General features: G+C 34.6%; 17 protein-coding genes and 1 pseudogene. 8 read left to right on the top strand and 10 right to left on the bottom strand.

Going from position 1 to position 15,412, the window contains the following annotated elements:
* Positions 1-289: 289 nt before the first annotated feature.
* From AC3WJF_RS22025 to AC3WJF_RS22005, 5 genes are all read right to left on the bottom strand, one after another.
* On the bottom strand, positions 290-1,132 hold the full coding sequence (locus AC3WJF_RS22025) for a nuclease-related domain-containing protein (protein ID WP_492456072.1): 843 nt from the start codon (positions 1,130-1,132) through the stop codon (positions 290-292).
* A gap of 173 nt (positions 1,133-1,305) precedes the next feature.
* Positions 1,306-1,746: a YtoQ family protein gene (locus AC3WJF_RS22020; RefSeq protein WP_492456070.1), complete on the bottom strand. Its 441-nt coding sequence runs from the start codon at positions 1,744-1,746 to the stop codon at positions 1,306-1,308.
* A gap of 284 nt (positions 1,747-2,030) precedes the next feature.
* Positions 2,031-2,516: a DinB family protein gene (locus tag AC3WJF_RS22015; RefSeq protein WP_492456068.1), complete on the bottom strand. Its 486-nt coding sequence runs from the start codon at positions 2,514-2,516 to the stop codon at positions 2,031-2,033.
* Between the two features lie 220 nt (positions 2,517-2,736).
* Positions 2,737-2,943 (bottom strand): YetF domain-containing protein, encoded by a 207-nt coding sequence (locus tag AC3WJF_RS22010; RefSeq protein WP_492456066.1) that lies wholly within the window; start codon positions 2,941-2,943, stop codon positions 2,737-2,739.
* The gene (locus tag AC3WJF_RS22005; protein ID WP_492456064.1) at positions 2,931-3,272 is read right to left on the bottom strand and encodes a DUF421 domain-containing protein; all 342 of its coding nucleotides are present in this window, start codon (positions 3,270-3,272) and stop codon (positions 2,931-2,933) included. Before AC3WJF_RS22005 ends, AC3WJF_RS22010 begins: the two co-directional genes overlap by 13 nt.
* 315 nt (positions 3,273-3,587) lie before the next feature.
* Between AC3WJF_RS22005 and AC3WJF_RS22000 the strand changes: the two genes are divergently transcribed.
* Positions 3,588-4,160, top strand: coding sequence for an HAD-IA family hydrolase (locus AC3WJF_RS22000; RefSeq protein WP_492456062.1), 573 nt, complete (start codon positions 3,588-3,590; stop codon positions 4,158-4,160).
* A gap of 77 nt (positions 4,161-4,237) precedes the next feature.
* Here AC3WJF_RS22000 and AC3WJF_RS21995 read toward each other — a convergent pair whose 3' ends face one another.
* From AC3WJF_RS21995 to AC3WJF_RS21980, 4 genes are read right to left on the bottom strand one after another with little or no spacing between them, the layout of a single operon-like run.
* Positions 4,238-5,341, bottom strand: a complete 1,104-nt coding sequence (locus AC3WJF_RS21995; protein ID WP_492456060.1) for a GerAB/ArcD/ProY family transporter — start codon at positions 5,339-5,341, stop codon at positions 4,238-4,240.
* A gap of 51 nt (positions 5,342-5,392) precedes the next feature.
* Complete coding sequence (locus AC3WJF_RS21990) at positions 5,393-5,617, bottom strand: hypothetical protein (protein WP_492456058.1); 225 nt, start codon at positions 5,615-5,617, stop codon at positions 5,393-5,395.
* 22 nt (positions 5,618-5,639) lie between these two features.
* Positions 5,640-6,791: a Ger(x)C family spore germination protein gene (locus AC3WJF_RS21985; protein ID WP_492456056.1), complete on the bottom strand. Its 1,152-nt coding sequence runs from the start codon at positions 6,789-6,791 to the stop codon at positions 5,640-5,642.
* Positions 6,792-6,819: 28 nt separating this feature from the next.
* The gene (locus AC3WJF_RS21980) at positions 6,820-8,346 is read right to left on the bottom strand and encodes a spore germination protein (protein WP_492456054.1); all 1,527 of its coding nucleotides are present in this window, start codon (positions 8,344-8,346) and stop codon (positions 6,820-6,822) included.
* A gap of 462 nt (positions 8,347-8,808) precedes the next feature.
* Between AC3WJF_RS21980 and AC3WJF_RS21975 the strand changes: the two genes are divergently transcribed.
* The 5 genes from AC3WJF_RS21975 to AC3WJF_RS21955 all read left to right on the top strand — a co-directional run bounded on the left by AC3WJF_RS21975 (position 8,809) and on the right by AC3WJF_RS21955 (position 13,983).
* The gene (locus tag AC3WJF_RS21975) at positions 8,809-9,906 is read left to right on the top strand and encodes a GerAB/ArcD/ProY family transporter (protein WP_492456052.1); all 1,098 of its coding nucleotides are present in this window, start codon (positions 8,809-8,811) and stop codon (positions 9,904-9,906) included.
* Positions 9,896-11,413 (top strand): spore germination protein, encoded by a 1,518-nt coding sequence (locus tag AC3WJF_RS21970; RefSeq protein ID WP_492456050.1) that lies wholly within the window; start codon positions 9,896-9,898, stop codon positions 11,411-11,413. The genes AC3WJF_RS21975 and AC3WJF_RS21970 overlap by 11 nt, the downstream gene beginning before the upstream one ends.
* Complete coding sequence (locus AC3WJF_RS21965) at positions 11,410-12,564, top strand: Ger(x)C family spore germination protein (RefSeq protein ID WP_492456048.1); 1,155 nt, start codon at positions 11,410-11,412, stop codon at positions 12,562-12,564. The genes AC3WJF_RS21970 and AC3WJF_RS21965 overlap by 4 nt, the downstream gene beginning before the upstream one ends.
* A 388-nt stretch (positions 12,565-12,952) precedes the next feature.
* On the top strand, positions 12,953-13,459 hold the full coding sequence (locus tag AC3WJF_RS21960) for a hypothetical protein (protein ID WP_492456047.1): 507 nt from the start codon (positions 12,953-12,955) through the stop codon (positions 13,457-13,459).
* 14 nt (positions 13,460-13,473) lie between these two features.
* Positions 13,474-13,983: a hypothetical protein gene (locus AC3WJF_RS21955; RefSeq protein WP_492456045.1), complete on the top strand. Its 510-nt coding sequence runs from the start codon at positions 13,474-13,476 to the stop codon at positions 13,981-13,983.
* A 36-nt stretch (positions 13,984-14,019) separates the two neighbouring features.
* Here AC3WJF_RS21955 and AC3WJF_RS21950 read toward each other — a convergent pair whose 3' ends face one another.
* Entirely contained in the window at positions 14,020-14,619 is a 600-nt protein-coding gene (locus AC3WJF_RS21950) for an NADPH-dependent FMN reductase (protein WP_492456043.1), read from the bottom strand.
* A gap of 164 nt (positions 14,620-14,783) precedes the next feature.
* Here AC3WJF_RS21950 and AC3WJF_RS21945 point away from each other — a divergent pair.
* Positions 14,784-15,014, top strand: a pseudogene (locus AC3WJF_RS21945) (MBL fold metallo-hydrolase); the annotation flags it as partial.
* Positions 15,015-15,038: 24 nt separating this feature from the next.
* On the top strand, positions 15,039-15,266 hold the full coding sequence (locus AC3WJF_RS21940; RefSeq protein WP_492456041.1) for a sulfurtransferase TusA family protein: 228 nt from the start codon (positions 15,039-15,041) through the stop codon (positions 15,264-15,266).
* The last annotated feature ends 146 nt before the right edge of the window (positions 15,267-15,412 follow it).

The raw sequence follows: 15,412 nt of genomic DNA, 5'->3' as shown, positions 1-15,412 counted from the left end.
CAGTAGGAAGCAAAAAGAGAAGCGAGTTGTCCTTTAGAAGGACCCAAAAGGACAGAAGGAAGCAAAAAGAGAAGCAAATTGTCCTTTAGAAGGACCCAAAAGGACAGAAGGAAGCAAAAAGAGAAGCAAGTTGTCCTTTAGAAGGAACCAAAAGGACAAGAGGAAGCAAAAAGAGAAGCAAGTTGTCCTTTAGAAGTGAACAAAAGGACAGAAGGAAGCAAAAAGAAAAGGCATTTGTCCTTTTAAAGGTTCAAAAGGGCAATACCTCTTAAATAGTAGTAATCTATTTTTAATAATAGTAGGACCATCTACGTCCGTTTGTAATCTTAAATTTTTTCTCCAAAATCCTCTTTACTCTTTTTTTCGAATCAATTATTTGGCACCATTCATGAATGGCATTGGAAGTGATTTTTCGATTTGGAAAAAGAAGCTTATATTCCTCCACGCTGCGCAAAACTCCAACTGCAATCGCTTCTTTGTGTTCGCATTTTTCGCATACAATTTTCATTCCTTCAATTGATAAAGTGAATGATTGGCATTTTTCACAAGTGATTCCCTTTTGCAATTGATCATAATCATAAGGTGGAAGTTGCATATATGGAGAATCCTCCATATGCAATGAAATCAATTTATTAGCTAGTATCTTGTGTTTATTATTTAAATGAGTGGAATTTCTATCTAATTGATTCAAATAGCGATTCAATTGGGTTGGGAAAATAAACGGCAGGTTAAGAGGTGCTTGGTATAAGGTGAATTCAGGGTTAATAAAAACAACTGATGCAACAATGGGAATATTAAATCCTATGTTTTGGAGGAGTTGACGTAATAAGGATTCATTTCGTTTCAATTGGGTTAATGGATTATTGACTTCAAATTTATTTTTCATAAAAAACTTATCTTTCTCGTAATAATAATCCCCTTCAAAGTTTTTTACTTCAAAAAGGAATATTATTTCGGGTGTTAAAATCAGTGAGTCATTCTGAAATGTGGTGCTATTCATTTGGAGGAGTAAATCATTAATAATTAGACAATCACATTGAAGCTTGTTTGTCTGTAGATCAAACATTAATTCACCTTCGTAGCCCTTTTTTAAGTTGAGATAGTGATTTCTATTTTTATCAGACAATTTCATTCGCTTGTTTAAGAATTCTAAAACCGATAGTTCAGTAGATTTCGTTCGGGATTTATAAGGCACTATGCTAGTTCATCCTTTCTGTAAAACTATTTAATTTGTTTGGAATTATTAATGGAAGAGGAGTGGGGTTGGTTACTAAAAAAAGGGGACAATTTGTCCCCCATGGAAGCTCATTCAAAAATATAACCTACAACGTCCAATGCTTGATCAATCGTCTCAACTGTTACATTTGCTTTATTCGAAAGCTCTTTCAAGGGATGAATTAAGGATTCATGTCTGATAATAATAGTAGGTTTATTCAACGCAATAGCTGTACTGGCATCCATCGCAGTATTCCATTGTTTATACTTATCGCCGAATAAAGCGATTACTATATCAGATTTCTGCATTAACACTTGTGTTCTGAAATTGTTAATATCTGATGCTGCATCATCCTTATATACATTTCCAGGTTGTTTCCCAAGAATGTCTTCTCCAATATTATCGGATCGTTCATGGTTCGTTTGGGGTCCAACAAATGCAAGTGGGAGATTTCTTTCCTTTGCTTTTTTCTCTACTTCCTCTCTCCAATTATCGTGGATCTGTCCAGCCAAATATACAGTTAGTTTCATCGTATCTCCTCCATTCATCATTCTTGTCTATATTTTACCAAAAGATTGGATAATGTAGTTGTAAAACAAATACTACTCAAACTATTTTAAGTTAATGAAAAGTTGTAGATAGCTGTAGGTTTAATTTGAAAGACCACTTATATGATGGAAAAGAACCTACCATGGTAACGTTTCTCTCTAAAAAAATAATATACTAGTGGATGTCTGTATACTTATGGAAGATAAGAAACAAAAAGTTTTTTAATTCAAATTCAAAAACAGCATTGAACTATTCAAAGCCGTCCTTAGCTTAAGTGATTTGTTATTTGTTGTATATGATGATTGTCGTGTTCGATGAATTCCTTAATGATGTATAAGAGAGTATAAGGCTCTCCTGTATGGGGACAATGACTGACTCCATTAGATAGCAGGGGCTTGCTTAAGTCTGTGTTAGACATTTGTAAAAGTTTATTAACTAAAGCCTTCCTAGAGGTAATAGCCTCATGTATAAGATCTATTTGAGTGATTCCTGATTTAGCATATTCAGATGCGCTTTTATTAAAGGAATCAAAATCCGGAAATTCCATTCCTTGTCCTTTTTTTACAGATGGAATGACGCACTGAGATAGATGGTTATCCCAATTATTAATATGGGAAACTATCTCACTCACAGACCATTTTCCCTCGGAAATGGGTGCAACCCAAACAGTATTGTCTATATCTTTCAATGTAGCAATCCATTTAACATATTCTCCAAATTTATTAATAACTTTACTATTTTCATCTGTCATTTTTATCTCCCCCTAATGAGATGATCTTAACATACAATTTACCATATTTTTCACAATCAAACAAACGTTCTATTTTAAGCCGAAAAAATAATACTACATTATGAGGAGGAATATCAACTCTGCTTAAAAATCCTTAGATTCTTACTATCTAATTGACACATTACATAAACTTTGTCATAGTAACTTACTCTTTGTTTGCTACCTCTATGAATATATTTTCCTATGTTTCGGGAACTTGCTTGGTTTGAGTAGTTAGTTGACCAGTTTGTATTAGCTGAATAAGATTTTGGATGTCCTCTTTTGTTGCTGGCTGCTTCTCTTCTTTTAATATATATCCCAATTGTCCATTGACCTCTAAAGTAGCAAACTGAACATCAGCAACGGTAGTAATACTTGATTGGCGAAGAAATGCTTCTAATTTATCCACGGTAAGCCGGAGTTTGAGTAAGTTTTTTTATTAATTTCCCCATTTTCAATAACTATTACAGCTTTTCCAGAAACAATAGATTCGAATCGACAAAATTTTAATTCAATGTATTCAATGAAGATCAAGGCCAATATTAATATAGCTGCAACTCCAATGGTTGTTAATATTCCCTTACTTTTCACCGGATGAATTAGTAATGTACCAATCATTATCATGATAACTGTATGGGGAACAGTCATTTGAGATATGGATCTTCTCCCACTAATTCTTAATAATAACAATCCAACTACAATAATAATAATTGTTTTCCAAATCCAATCTAATTCCAAAAATGTTCTCCTTTTTAGATTCTTTTTCTTAAACTTTGTTGCTTTTTAAACTTCTTATTTTTCTTGAAAAATTTTATAAGAAAAGATGCCCGAAACTAATTCAATTTTGGTATTTATAACAAATTACGATAAGCAACTATTTGTACGAGAAATAGCCTTTTGTTAATATGATGAACTTTCATCACGTTTATTCATATTTCCCATTTTGAGATCGATATAAAAGAGGGAAAAGGAAAAAAGAGACAAATGGAGAATATGTATATAATAGATGGGAAGATTTTTTTCTTACAATAAATACAGTTAGGGTGTTTACAATTGAACATATTATGGGATTTTGATGGAACATTATTCGATACTTATCCGGCATATTCCAATATTTTTTCTCAGGTGATGGTTGAAGATGTGGATGAAAAGGAAATCTATGAAAACTTAAAAGTTTCATTTTCTCACGCAGTTCATTTTTTTAGCCTTACAGAAAATCAATTAAAAGAAATGGACGCTTTGGAAAGTCAGTTAGCTCCCAATGACATTAAGCCTTTTGAAAAGGTTGAAGACATATTAAAGTTTGCCAATAAAAATGTCATCATGACTCACAAAGATAGAAAGGGAGTTTTGTCCATATTAGAGCATTATGGGTGGGATAAATACTTTACTGATATAGTAACGATTGATGATGGATTTCCGCGCAAACCAAATTCGCTGTCGTACAAATATTTGCATGAGAAACACCATATCGATTTAGCGATTGGAGATAGAGAAATTGATCTAATTCCGGCAAAAGAACTAGGGATTTCCACATGCAGTTTTCAAAACAAAAATGTTGAAGCTGATTATTACTTAACGGACTACTCCGATTTCTTTGCGGTTATAAAAGAGTTTGCAAAATAGGATCATTTATACTGGCTTGATTTTAAAGTTAATTCACTACATGCAAATTAGTGCTTTCTTAAGTGGAAAGCACTTTATTATGCCGATTTTCTACCTTTCAATAGCATATTTTTAATAACATGAATTGCTAGAATGCACAGCGGAATTAAAATTAAAAAAGTAATAAAATAACTTGGTATTATATTCGATAAAAAACTTGAAAGCTGTTGAAAGCTTTTTGAAACCCAAATACTAAAAATAACTTGTAACATTCCTAAAGGGAAAATTAATAGTTTATCATCTTGTAAATTCAGCCACTGTGAGGCTACTTTAGTGACAATATAATAGAGAACCGTAATTTTAACAAATGTACCTAATAACCAAATAGCTAAAAGACCAGATTCAACATGTGCAAAAAATTCTCCAATGCTAATATATCGGACCACTGTTAGTAATGGTGTTAATGCATAAAAGGAAAATCTTCCTAGAACGAAAATAACGACAAGATTAACAAACATTAATGTAATAGTAATAGCAATTCCAGTATATAAAGCCCACTTTAATCCTTTTGCATCTTTTTTTAGATGGGGTAGAAGGAAGGAAATAAGAAATAATTCACAAAACCATGGTGAAAGAACTATACCGCCTTTTATGGAAGGCATAATACCATTTTCCATGATAGGCAATATGTTTTTTGGATGCATGTAAATTAATAAAATAAATAAGAAAAGGAAAAGAGGGATGAAGAAGAATGGGAAAATAATCTGTCCTAGTCGGACAATGACTTCCAAGCCACCGTGAACAGCATATGCACTAAATACAATTATGATTGCCGAAATAATCAGCATTGGTGTTTCATTTAGAAAGGTTCCCCAAACAAAATCTGCATATTCTCTTATAACGATTCCATTAAAATGGAGGAAAAATAATAAATAAAAAAAACCGATTATTTTACCGAAAAATTTTCCAACTACAACTTCAGAATATTGGATAAAAGTTTTGCCTGGGTAACTTTTATGTAAGTGGTAGGCAATAAATATAGCCATAAATCCAATGATAGATGCCCAAACTGGAGAAATCCAAGCATCCTGTTTTGCTACTTGTCCGGTTAATAGAGGCATATTAATAATACCAGTTGCGACAACCACTTGATATATGGCGAAACTCATTTGTGAAGCGGATATTATTGTTTTTTGGGACATATATATTTCACTCCTAATGAACCTTCAGCTAAGTTTCAATATAAAACAAATCTATGAATGTGCCCGTAATAATGGTGAATATAGTTTTTCAACAAGCTGAGTAGGTCCAGGTAAATCGGGTTTTATAATAAGAAGGGAGGCAATAGCTAAACCAATTAATGTAAAAACAGCATACGTCCATTTTTCTTTTTTTGATTTCTTACTTAAAAATGATAATTGTAGAAAGGTGACTAATAATACAAATAAGATTAATCCTATTATTTTGATAAAAATCAACTATATTTCACTCCTTATTCCCTTAATCGGTGGGAATTGTCATAAGTCCCGGGCCAATGATATGGGCATCTATTTCAATATCCAAAGGCATATTTCGATAAATTTTATCCCAATGGTTCCGTTCTTTCTTCCATTGGTCTGGATATTTGCGATGGAACTCCTCAGCAAATCCAACAATATCAGCATCCATGTCTTTTTGCAGTGTGGAATAGGCTTTAATTATTCGTTTGCTTATATCTTTTTCCATTTCCTTTTCTATACCCTGAAGAGTTGTTAGATTCATTACATCGAGACTAGTCACATTTTCAACGATTTCCCCTTTGGCAGTGCCTTTTACAATCATTTTCCAGTGACCATCCTTTATAAGAGGGGTCAAATGGACACTTGCTTGAAAAGGAGCTAATGTGATCGTACCGGGTTTTCCCAACGGCCTTTTCACCACTACCTCACCTTGCTTCACCTCATTTCTCAACCACATGACACCACGCGTTAATGAATCATTTAAAGTACCAATCATTTTTCCTTTTTTTAAAATGGCGGTTCCATTTATATAAGGAATGGTTTTTTGTGTTTGATTCATTGGATTCGTCGGCAATACATCTACATATGGGAGAAATGTATCATCACTTGAACCTAACTTCATTTCAATAAAATCTTTAACGGTTACGGACATTAATATATGCTGCTGGGATAGTAATTGTAATACTCTTCCTGACTGTTTTTCCAATGGTGGTGTCACATTAAAAATATCCTTTGCTTCCCCATTACTAATAAATAGTAATGCTTGTTCGCGCGTCTGTGGAGAACGAATAATATAATCGGTCGCATCCAAAATTCCCTTTTTGGCTAATTTTTCACCGAATACAAACACACTACAATGTCCCCAAAATATTTTTCGAGGAATGATTTCTTGAAGTTTGGATGTCGCATCGGCAACGGTTAATCCTTTTATTGTTCGAACAACCGTAAATTCCCCCCCGCTTCCACCAGCTCCACCCCCGCTGCTGCTACTACTGTGAGGATTTAAAAATTGAACCGTTAATTCTATCTCCCCATCCTTTGTTAAATCAATTGCAGCCCCTAACACAATTGCTATTTGATTAAGCTCCCGAATATTTCCACAACCGCTTAACAAGCATAAGATTAAGAAAAACGGCAAAATTACTTTAAGCATTTGTTCATCCTTTCTATAAGTTTAAAAACTACTCATTTGTTGGTGGATTAGGTTTTAGATTCCGAGATTGCCGGTACTTATTATATTTTCCTGTGAGTCGTGGCCTAGTATTGAACTTCCAAAATGGTGCACGAACCAATGAATCCTTAAATTGATCCACATTAATAGGAGCTAATGTGGACAAATAAGGGACACCGAAGGAGCGTAGTTTACATAAATGAATAATAATTCCGCAAATGCCAAGCATGATTCCAAGTATCCCCAAAGTTCCTGCAAGAATCATAATCGGAAATCGTAATATTCGAATGGAAAATCCCAAAGTATATCTAGGAATCATAAAGGATGCGATTCCTGTTATTGATACAACAATGACCATAGCAGGTGAGACGATGCCAGCTTGCACGGCTGCTTGTCCGATAACAAGTGCTCCGACAATACTAACTGCGGATCCGATTTGTTTAGGGAGTCGTACTCCGGCCTCTCTTAAAGCTTCGAATGTAACCTCCATAAGCAATGCTTCAAAAAATGTAGGAAAAGGTACAAACTCTCTCGCAGAAGCCATAGATATTATCAAATCCGTAGGTAACATTTCTTGATGAAACGTTGATAATGCTATATAAAAAGAAGGAAGTAGCAAAGATACTAAAAAAAATGGATATCGAATCCATCTAATCATTGTACTAATTATAAAGCGTTCATAATAATCCTCAGATGATTGCAAAAATGAAACTAAAGTAACTGGGGCTATTAGTGAAAAGGGTGTCCCGTCCACTAATATCGCTATTCTACCTTCAAGTAAATGGGCCGCAACGGTATCCGGTCTTTCCGTAGTTAATAATTGTGGAAAAGGCGATTTCGGATTATCCTCAATCATTTCTTCGATGTAACTGCTTTCTAAAATGCCATCAATGTCTATCCCTTCCAATCGTTGCTTGGCTTCTTCAATGAGTTGAGGGGTTGCAAGGTCCTCAATATAGACTAAAACAACTGTTGTTTGTGAATATTTTCCAATCTTCATTTGCAGCATTTTTAATTTTGGACTGCGCAATTTTCTCCGTAATAGGGAGGTGTTTACCGCTAGAACTTCTGTAAATCCTTCGCGAGGTCCACGGATAACAGATTCACCAACTGGTTCCTCAATATTTCGTTTCTCCGATTTCACTAGTCCTAATGAGAGTGCCGATCTATCACCTTCCATGATCAGAACAGGGAGACCCGAACTAATCGATTGGATGCATTCCTCATATGTTTTTAGGGTTTTCATTTGAGAAACAGGAATCATTGGAAATTCTTCATCTGGCCGACTTTGAATCGACATTAGCATTTTCATGACGTTATCATTTATTTCCTCAGTATCAGACAGTCCTTGAATATAAATGATGCAGGCTTTTTTCTTTTCAAGCGTTTCAAAGCAATGAAAAACGACATCAAAGCAATTTATATAAGTATTTTGAAAGAATTGCAGGTCATTATTGAAATTACCTGATATTTCCGTTTGTTTATATCCATTTTCTGTATTTTTATTTGTGTTATTACGGAAAAATTTACTTAACATTCAAGTGAACACCTACCGTCTCATCACTACAGACTTTCTATATTTTGGCATAATTTATATTGTGTATATTTATTATTTTTCATACATTTCTTTTGGAGTATTTATAAAAAAAGTCATATTTAGGATGAGGTGCTTAAACAAAAATCCGCTTGTATATTTCGAGCCATTTTCAAGCACATAAGGTTTTATGAATATCTAGGTTGTCAAGGAGTTTTAGACAAACAGTATTATGTTCTTTTTTTCATAGAGAAATGTTGAGGTGATGAAGATAAAAGGGTTTGGAGTATCTTAAAGTCTAATGGTGTGCCTGAGACTGCTATAAAAATCGGTATCCCGGTTTAGTAAACAGTCTATTTTTGAACTGGTAACCTGTGAAGCTTGTAAATCATGAAATCACGTAGAGAAATGAATGTATAAAAAGAAGGCATCTGTTCAAAATACCTTTATTACAGTATTTCAGGAGTGGTTACAATAAAAAGCTCTGACAATATTACAAAACTTCAGCTAATACTTTTAATCATAACTGTTACTGGATTAAATAATCACGTAATAGTCATCTCCCCTCTGATTCAAAGCGCAGGAAGAGATGCTTGGCTTACTGTCCTCGTCACATTATTTTTAGTAATTATTTGGAGTTTATTGCTTCTCTTTATTCATCGGCAAATGAATGGGGAGCATGTAATTAAATGGATGAGAGAACGAGGCGGAGGTTGGATTGCAAATACTCTAATATTCTTCATTGTTTGTTATCTTACCGTTATTTCAACAATTACTTTAAAAGAAATGCTTAATTGGGTGAATGTTACTTTCTTACCAGAAACGCCAGTGTTTTTTCTAGCAGTCATTTTTGGACTATTGTGCTGGTCATTAGCAATAACATCGCTAAGAACGATTAATATTATGAATTTTTTCTTGCTAGTTTTTATTGTTCTATTTGGAATTTTTGTAGCGATCGCAAATATTCAATATAAGAACTTTTCATTGTTATTTCCATTTTTAGAACATGGTTACCATCCTGTCTTGAAAAGTGTAATCTATCAAGCCTCTGGAATGCTGGAACTAATATTGTTTATTTTTTTGCAACACAAAACAGAAACTCCCTACCGATTTCGACATTTTGTCTATACTGCTATTGTTTTATCTGGACTTACGCTGGGGCCACTTGTGGGAGCGATTATTGAATTTGGACCGGTGGAAGCGGCCAAACAACGTTTTCCTCCTTATGAGGAGTGGGGGCTAGTATCATTAGGAAACTTTATAGAGCATGTCGATTTTTTATCTGTTTATCAGTGGCTCTCAGGTGCATTTATTAGACTATCATTATTTATTTTCATTATTAGAGAAATTTCCCCAGGCGGTAAAAAGAATTTGCTTCAATTTTTGATAATGTCTTTAATCGTTATACTCGTATTAATTCCAATTACTGATTTTACTTATACACATATATTATATTCTTTCCTGATACCCGGCATCGTTGTATTTTGCTTATCTCTATCTATTTTACTTTTTATTTTAGTTCCTTTATTTAAGAAAAGGGGGAGGTCAAGTAATGTGGTTTAAGGGAAAGGATATGAAAAATAAACCTTCTAATTTAACTCCAAATTCTTTGTCTTCAAATAATAATTCGTTGCTGAATGAAGAGTCATTACGTGAACTATTTAAAGAATGCGAGGATGTTAAATTTGTTTCCTTTGAATTTAGTACAAGTAAGGTAGTGTTGGTTTATTGTATAGGGATGGTCAATAATGAAGCACTATATGAAGTCGTCCCTCACCAGTTGAGTACTTTTTTTTCAATGCATCAAGGGGATCTTGAAAAAGAAGAGTTACTTGAAAAGCTTCATTTGCCTTCTCTTAGCTATATCGAAAAGGAAGAACAAGCAATTTCAGATGTTTTTGCAGGGAAATTATTAATGGATGTTGGGCTAAACGGCATTATTTTTACCGTTGATATTTCTGACCGACCACAACGTAGCCCAGAGGATGCCAATACAGAAATAAGTCTATTAGGCCCAAGAGATAATTTTATTGAGGATCTTGTGACCAATATGGCGCTTATTCGAAAAAGGTTAAGAACTAATTCACTTGTTAGTGATATGTTCGTGGTTGGTAGAAGAACGCAAACCAAGGTGGCGCTTCTGCATATATCGGATATTGCGGATAAAGAAATCTATCAACAGATTAAGGAAAAACTATTAAATATTGATGTGGATGGAGTATCTAGTGGGACATTTTTAGAGGAATTAATAAATGATCGATCGTATGCGTTGTTTCCTCGCCACGCTTATACTGGTCGTCCGGACTTTGCGGTGGAGTCACTCTTAAATGGTCGGTTTATTATTTTATTAGATGGAGTTACATATGCGTATATAACTCCAATCAATTTGTTCTTTCTTCTAAAAACTGCGGAAGATAAGGAGTTCACTTTTATTTACGGATCGTTTGAAAGATTGATGAGAATTGTTGGATTAGCAGTAGCTACTTTCCTTCCAGGCTTTTGGGTAGCTCTTACCGCCTTTCATCAGAATCAACTTCCGCTTACTTTTTTAGCTACAGTAGTAGAATCAAGAAGAGGGGTACCTCTTCCAACCCCTTTAGAGGCCATGCTGATGCTATTATTATTTGAATTGTTTCGTGAGGCAGGCATGCGCTTGCCGCTAGCAGTTGGTCAAACCTTAAGTGTAATAGGAGGATTAATTATTGGAGATGCTGCAATTAGTGCGGGCTTAACGAGCCCAGCCATGCTGGTTGTGATTGCAGGATCAACCATTGCTACTTTTACATTAATTAATCAATCGTTAGTAGGTACTGTTTCCTTAATTCGATTTTTTGTTATTATTCTTGTTTCCTTTTTTGGTTTTTTTGGCTTCTTTGTATCTTTTTATTTTGTAGGAATCTATGTTTGCAGAATACGAACGTTTGGAGTACCTTATATGGCATTGGCTACAAGAATGGATTGGAAAAACATAATGAAATCTCTCTTTCGACTACCGGAGCAGAAAAAAGGAGAAAGAGCAAATCTGCTTAACCCAAATGACTCGACTCGAAAAGAAGGCGGATCAGGATGAAGTGGATTGTTTTAAAAATATTTTTAATTCTGTTGACCATTTTGCCTTTAGCCGGCTGTTGGGATACAAATGAACCGGAAAGAATGGTATATGCCCATGGATTTGGGATTGATTATAAGAATGGGAAGTATATTGTTTATTTACAAATCATTAACTTAAGCTTATTGGCAAAAGCAGAAGTAAGCAGCGGGTCTGAAGTAAAGGTGGAGGTTGGCAAGGCTACTGGAAATACGGTAGACGAGGCAATTTTTAATCTTTATAACAGCTCGCAAAGACATATTTTCTATGGCCATGTATCTTTTGTCGTTTTTACAGAAGAGGCTTTAAGGCACAAAGGAATTAAAGCAATGATTGACTTCATAGATCGTTATCGTGAAACGCGTTATCGAATTTGGATCTATGCTACAAAGGAGCCGCTTTCTGAATTGCTTGTGACGCTTCCAATGCTAGAGATGTCAACTGCACTATCTAAGTTAAGTGATCCAAAAGCCTCTTTTGATCAGAGCTCCTATATTCGTCCGATTGATTTAAGAAAACTTCTTATTTCCTTAAATGAACCGGGGCATGAGGCTATTTTACCTGTTATGAATATACTAAAAAAACAATGGACAACAGATAAAAATCTACATGAGACAATCGAGCTAGATGGATTAGCTGTTGCGACTACAGATCATTTAAAGGGAACACTTGATTTATCACAGTCCAGTGGATATAGGTGGATGAGCAGGGAGTTTAATCGTGATGAAATAAGAGTAAGGAGCAAAGAATACTCCACTGTTGATCTTGTAGTGGAGGATAAAAAAATGAAGGTGGTACCGGTAATAAATGGTACAAATGTATCTTTTATTATTAAGGTTAAGGCAAAAGCAATTTTATATCATATTGAAGAAAATATAAAACTTGAAAAATTAACGAAAGATTTGGAAAAAAATATGGAAGACCAAATTAGAAGGACATATTTAGCGGGGCTTTCTATTGATACCGATATTTATCGATTATCTGAGGTATTATATAGGAAAAATGTGCAGGTTTGGAAGGGAAATGAGAAATATGGGAAAGTTCCTTTATCAAAGGATTCTATTAAAAGTATTGATGTATCAGTGAAAATCGTCAATGGCGCTAAGCAGCGTCAACAACCAACACTAAAATAATGAAGGAGAAAAAAGATCTCCACCAATCAATAACTATGTATAATTCAGTGCATTCTTTTCCATTGGAATGCACTTTTTCATATTTGTTTCCTCCTTTCAAACTTTGTTTTTAATAACTAATTTGTACAAAATATAAATTCTCTTTTTAAAAAATATATTGGAATATGGAAAGTGAAGTTGCTTAATTAAGTGAAGGATCTTTTCTTAAATTATGCTGCTTATGTAGATGTAAACCTTCTAACACCCAAATTTGAATTTAGAATGAAAAGACTCATTATAAAAAAGGTTGTCCAGAAACTAAATCTATATTATGGTTTTTTAATAATTTGGAAAGTAACAATCTGAACGAAATCAGCCTAAATTAAAGAGTATGTGAGGAGATTAAAGGATGACATATTCTTTTAGAAACAATAACGAGAGTCAGTGGAACTCTTATTTTGATGCGATAAATACTGTGATAGAGAGAGGGATGGCTGCAAAAGAAGTGGTATGTTCTATCACGACAGGATTTAGGTCAATACCTTCGTTGAGGACCCAACCTGGTTTGAATCCATATCACGCTTCCGTGGCAGATGTAGGCTATGGTTTCGATGCGGTACAGGGAACTATAAGTCGTTTAAAAGAAGAGGAAACTAATCAACATATGTTGGAAATGCTTGTTTTTGATTTAGATACATTAAGAATTAGTGAAATACAGTTAAGTCCCAATTTTGAATTGGCTGTTAAAGACGCTCCTCATAATGTGTATTATTTAGTAAATCTTAGCCGAAAATTAAATGTGCAGATAGGACAAATGATTAGTGAAACAAATAGACTAGGTCGAGAACTATTGGGCGATGAATGGCATAAAATACATGCTCGCATTGAAAATATTCAAGCAATTCCGCGGCTTTGAGGGAGGGGGAGAATATGGTCAATCGAGAACAAGCAATGAATAATCAGGAGAGGCAGCTGCTAATGGATTGGTGGAATACGATGGAGGTAGCTAGACCAATGGTGCGTAAATTAATGTCCTTAACGACAGAGCTACGCTTACACCCTGAATCAAGCAATGCAAATGGAATCGTCCTTTTTTACCGGGCTGCTTCGGAGGTTTCTTATGGTTATGCTGGTGTAAGAGGATGTATCAGGAGAGCTTTTACAGAAGAATATGGAGATAATCTTCGCATTAATATGGTAAAGTGCCATAGCTTTGCCGAAAAATATACAGAAGATATGAAGGTTCTACTCGAACTGGTGGCTAAAAATATCAAGGGCAATGATGCGTTACAGATTGTGAATAGGATTCGACAAACGTTAGATGAAAATGATGAAAGGTTAAAAGAAATAAAACAGAGAGCCGATGCGTTTTTTGGAAGGGACACCTTTCATTCGTTGCAGCAAAAGATGAAAAAAGCCATAACATTACCGGAAAGATAAAAGGACTGATGGTTATCCATCAGTCCAATTTCTATATTATCTCAATGTTTTTAATGCGCCGCTCCAAGCAATCGCTTGATCAAGCATAGCATTTACATTATTAGTATGCATGTCAGCAGGTTTGAAGTTACTGAAGTTTTCAAAGTCAGTAAATAAAGAAAGTGTTGGATGTGTACGAACACTAGCAACTTGTAATTCCGCTAAAATTCCACGTAAATGTTCAGCAGCTCGTGCTCCACCGGTTGAACCATAGCTTACGATACCAGCCGCTTTATTGTTCCATTCTTGATGAGCAGAATCTAATGCATTTTTTAAAGCGCCAGTGATACTATGATTATATTCTTGAGTAATGAATACATATCCATCAAGATTTGCTATTTTTTCTTTCCAAGCTTGAACACCTGCTTCTTCGCCAGTACCTTCGCCTAAAAATGGTAATTTGTATTCTGCAAGATCTACGATTTCATAGTTTGCATCTCCGCGTTTGTCTGCAATTCCTTTTACCCATTCTCCTACTTGAGGACTTACGCGTCCTTGGCGTGTACTACCTAGAATAATTCCTATATTTAATGGTGTATTTGACATCATTTCTTCCTCCTCAGGTTGTTTTCCAAATAATTTGTTTAAGAAACCCATTACTTTTCAATCCCTTACAAATTTATTTCAACTATATAAAAGTTAGTAAGTTTAACTTCGTAATTGATTATAATATGGAAAGTTATAAAAGTAAACCTTTAAGTATTTAATTGCGATAATAAGTATTATTTCATGATAGTAAATGCGAAAAAAATAGTATTTGAGAACTAAATGGTGATGAAACTGTAGGGGCAAAGCTAGGTACATTATTTGCAAAAAATCATGGATTAAAGGTAGAGGATGAAAACGAATTTCGGAAATTAGTGACAGAGAATTTACCACCACAGCCAAATGCATACGAGGAAATTCGCGAAACAAACATGGGAAAAATCAATCCTGATGAAGATAAACAGCGTGAAATGGGAATCGGTCCAAATCGATGTGCAGTTCGCTAACAAAAATTGAGGAGGAATATTATAATGGAAGTAAGCAAAGTGTTAGATGCAAAAGGAATTGCATGTCCAATGCCGATTGTAAAAACAAAGAAAGCGATGATGTACCTCGGGTCTGGTCAAGTTTTAGAAATTCACACGACAGATAAAGGCGCAAAAAATGATCTGTCAGCATGGGAAAAATCTGGTGGTCATGAGCTTTTAAAATTGGAAGAAGAGAATGATGTATTGAAGTTTTGGATTAAAAAGGCTTAGAAATAAGGGGACGGGAAAAGGGAAGAAAGTATATGTTTATTACCATATAAATGAATTAACAGCTTTAATCTTGTCTAGCTCCAGGTGAAATTTGTACTTCAATTTCAATAGCGCCTATCGGCTAGCGGATTTCTCCGTCTCCTCCC

Source organism: Heyndrickxia sp. FW510-T9 (assembly GCF_058781025.1).
This window is presented reverse-complemented; position numbering and strand designations above follow the sequence as displayed.

Coding starts and splice junctions, on each gene's coding strand:
- AC3WJF_RS21985 (WP_492456056.1), bottom strand. CDS start 6,791: ATGCTTAAAGTAATTTTGCCGTTTTTCTTAATCTTATGCTTGTTAAGC.
- AC3WJF_RS22025 (WP_492456072.1), bottom strand. CDS start 1,132: ATGAAATTGTCTGATAAAAATAGAAATCACTATCTCAACTTAAAAAAG.
- AC3WJF_RS21960 (WP_492456047.1), top strand. CDS start 12,953: ATGACATATTCTTTTAGAAACAATAACGAGAGTCAGTGGAACTCTTAT.
- AC3WJF_RS21965 (WP_492456048.1), top strand. CDS start 11,410: ATGAAGTGGATTGTTTTAAAAATATTTTTAATTCTGTTGACCATTTTG.
- AC3WJF_RS21995 (WP_492456060.1), bottom strand. CDS start 5,341: ATGTCCCAAAAAACAATAATATCCGCTTCACAAATGAGTTTCGCCATA.
- AC3WJF_RS22020 (WP_492456070.1), bottom strand. CDS start 1,746: ATGAAACTAACTGTATATTTGGCTGGACAGATCCACGATAATTGGAGA.
- AC3WJF_RS22015 (WP_492456068.1), bottom strand. CDS start 2,516: ATGACAGATGAAAATAGTAAAGTTATTAATAAATTTGGAGAATATGTT.
- AC3WJF_RS21970 (WP_492456050.1), top strand. CDS start 9,896: ATGTGGTTTAAGGGAAAGGATATGAAAAATAAACCTTCTAATTTAACT.
- AC3WJF_RS21955 (WP_492456045.1), top strand. CDS start 13,474: ATGGTCAATCGAGAACAAGCAATGAATAATCAGGAGAGGCAGCTGCTA.
- AC3WJF_RS21940 (WP_492456041.1), top strand. CDS start 15,039: ATGGAAGTAAGCAAAGTGTTAGATGCAAAAGGAATTGCATGTCCAATG.
- AC3WJF_RS21980 (WP_492456054.1), bottom strand. CDS start 8,346: ATGTTAAGTAAATTTTTCCGTAATAACACAAATAAAAATACAGAAAAT.
- AC3WJF_RS21950 (WP_492456043.1), bottom strand. CDS start 14,619: ATGGGTTTCTTAAACAAATTATTTGGAAAACAACCTGAGGAGGAAGAA.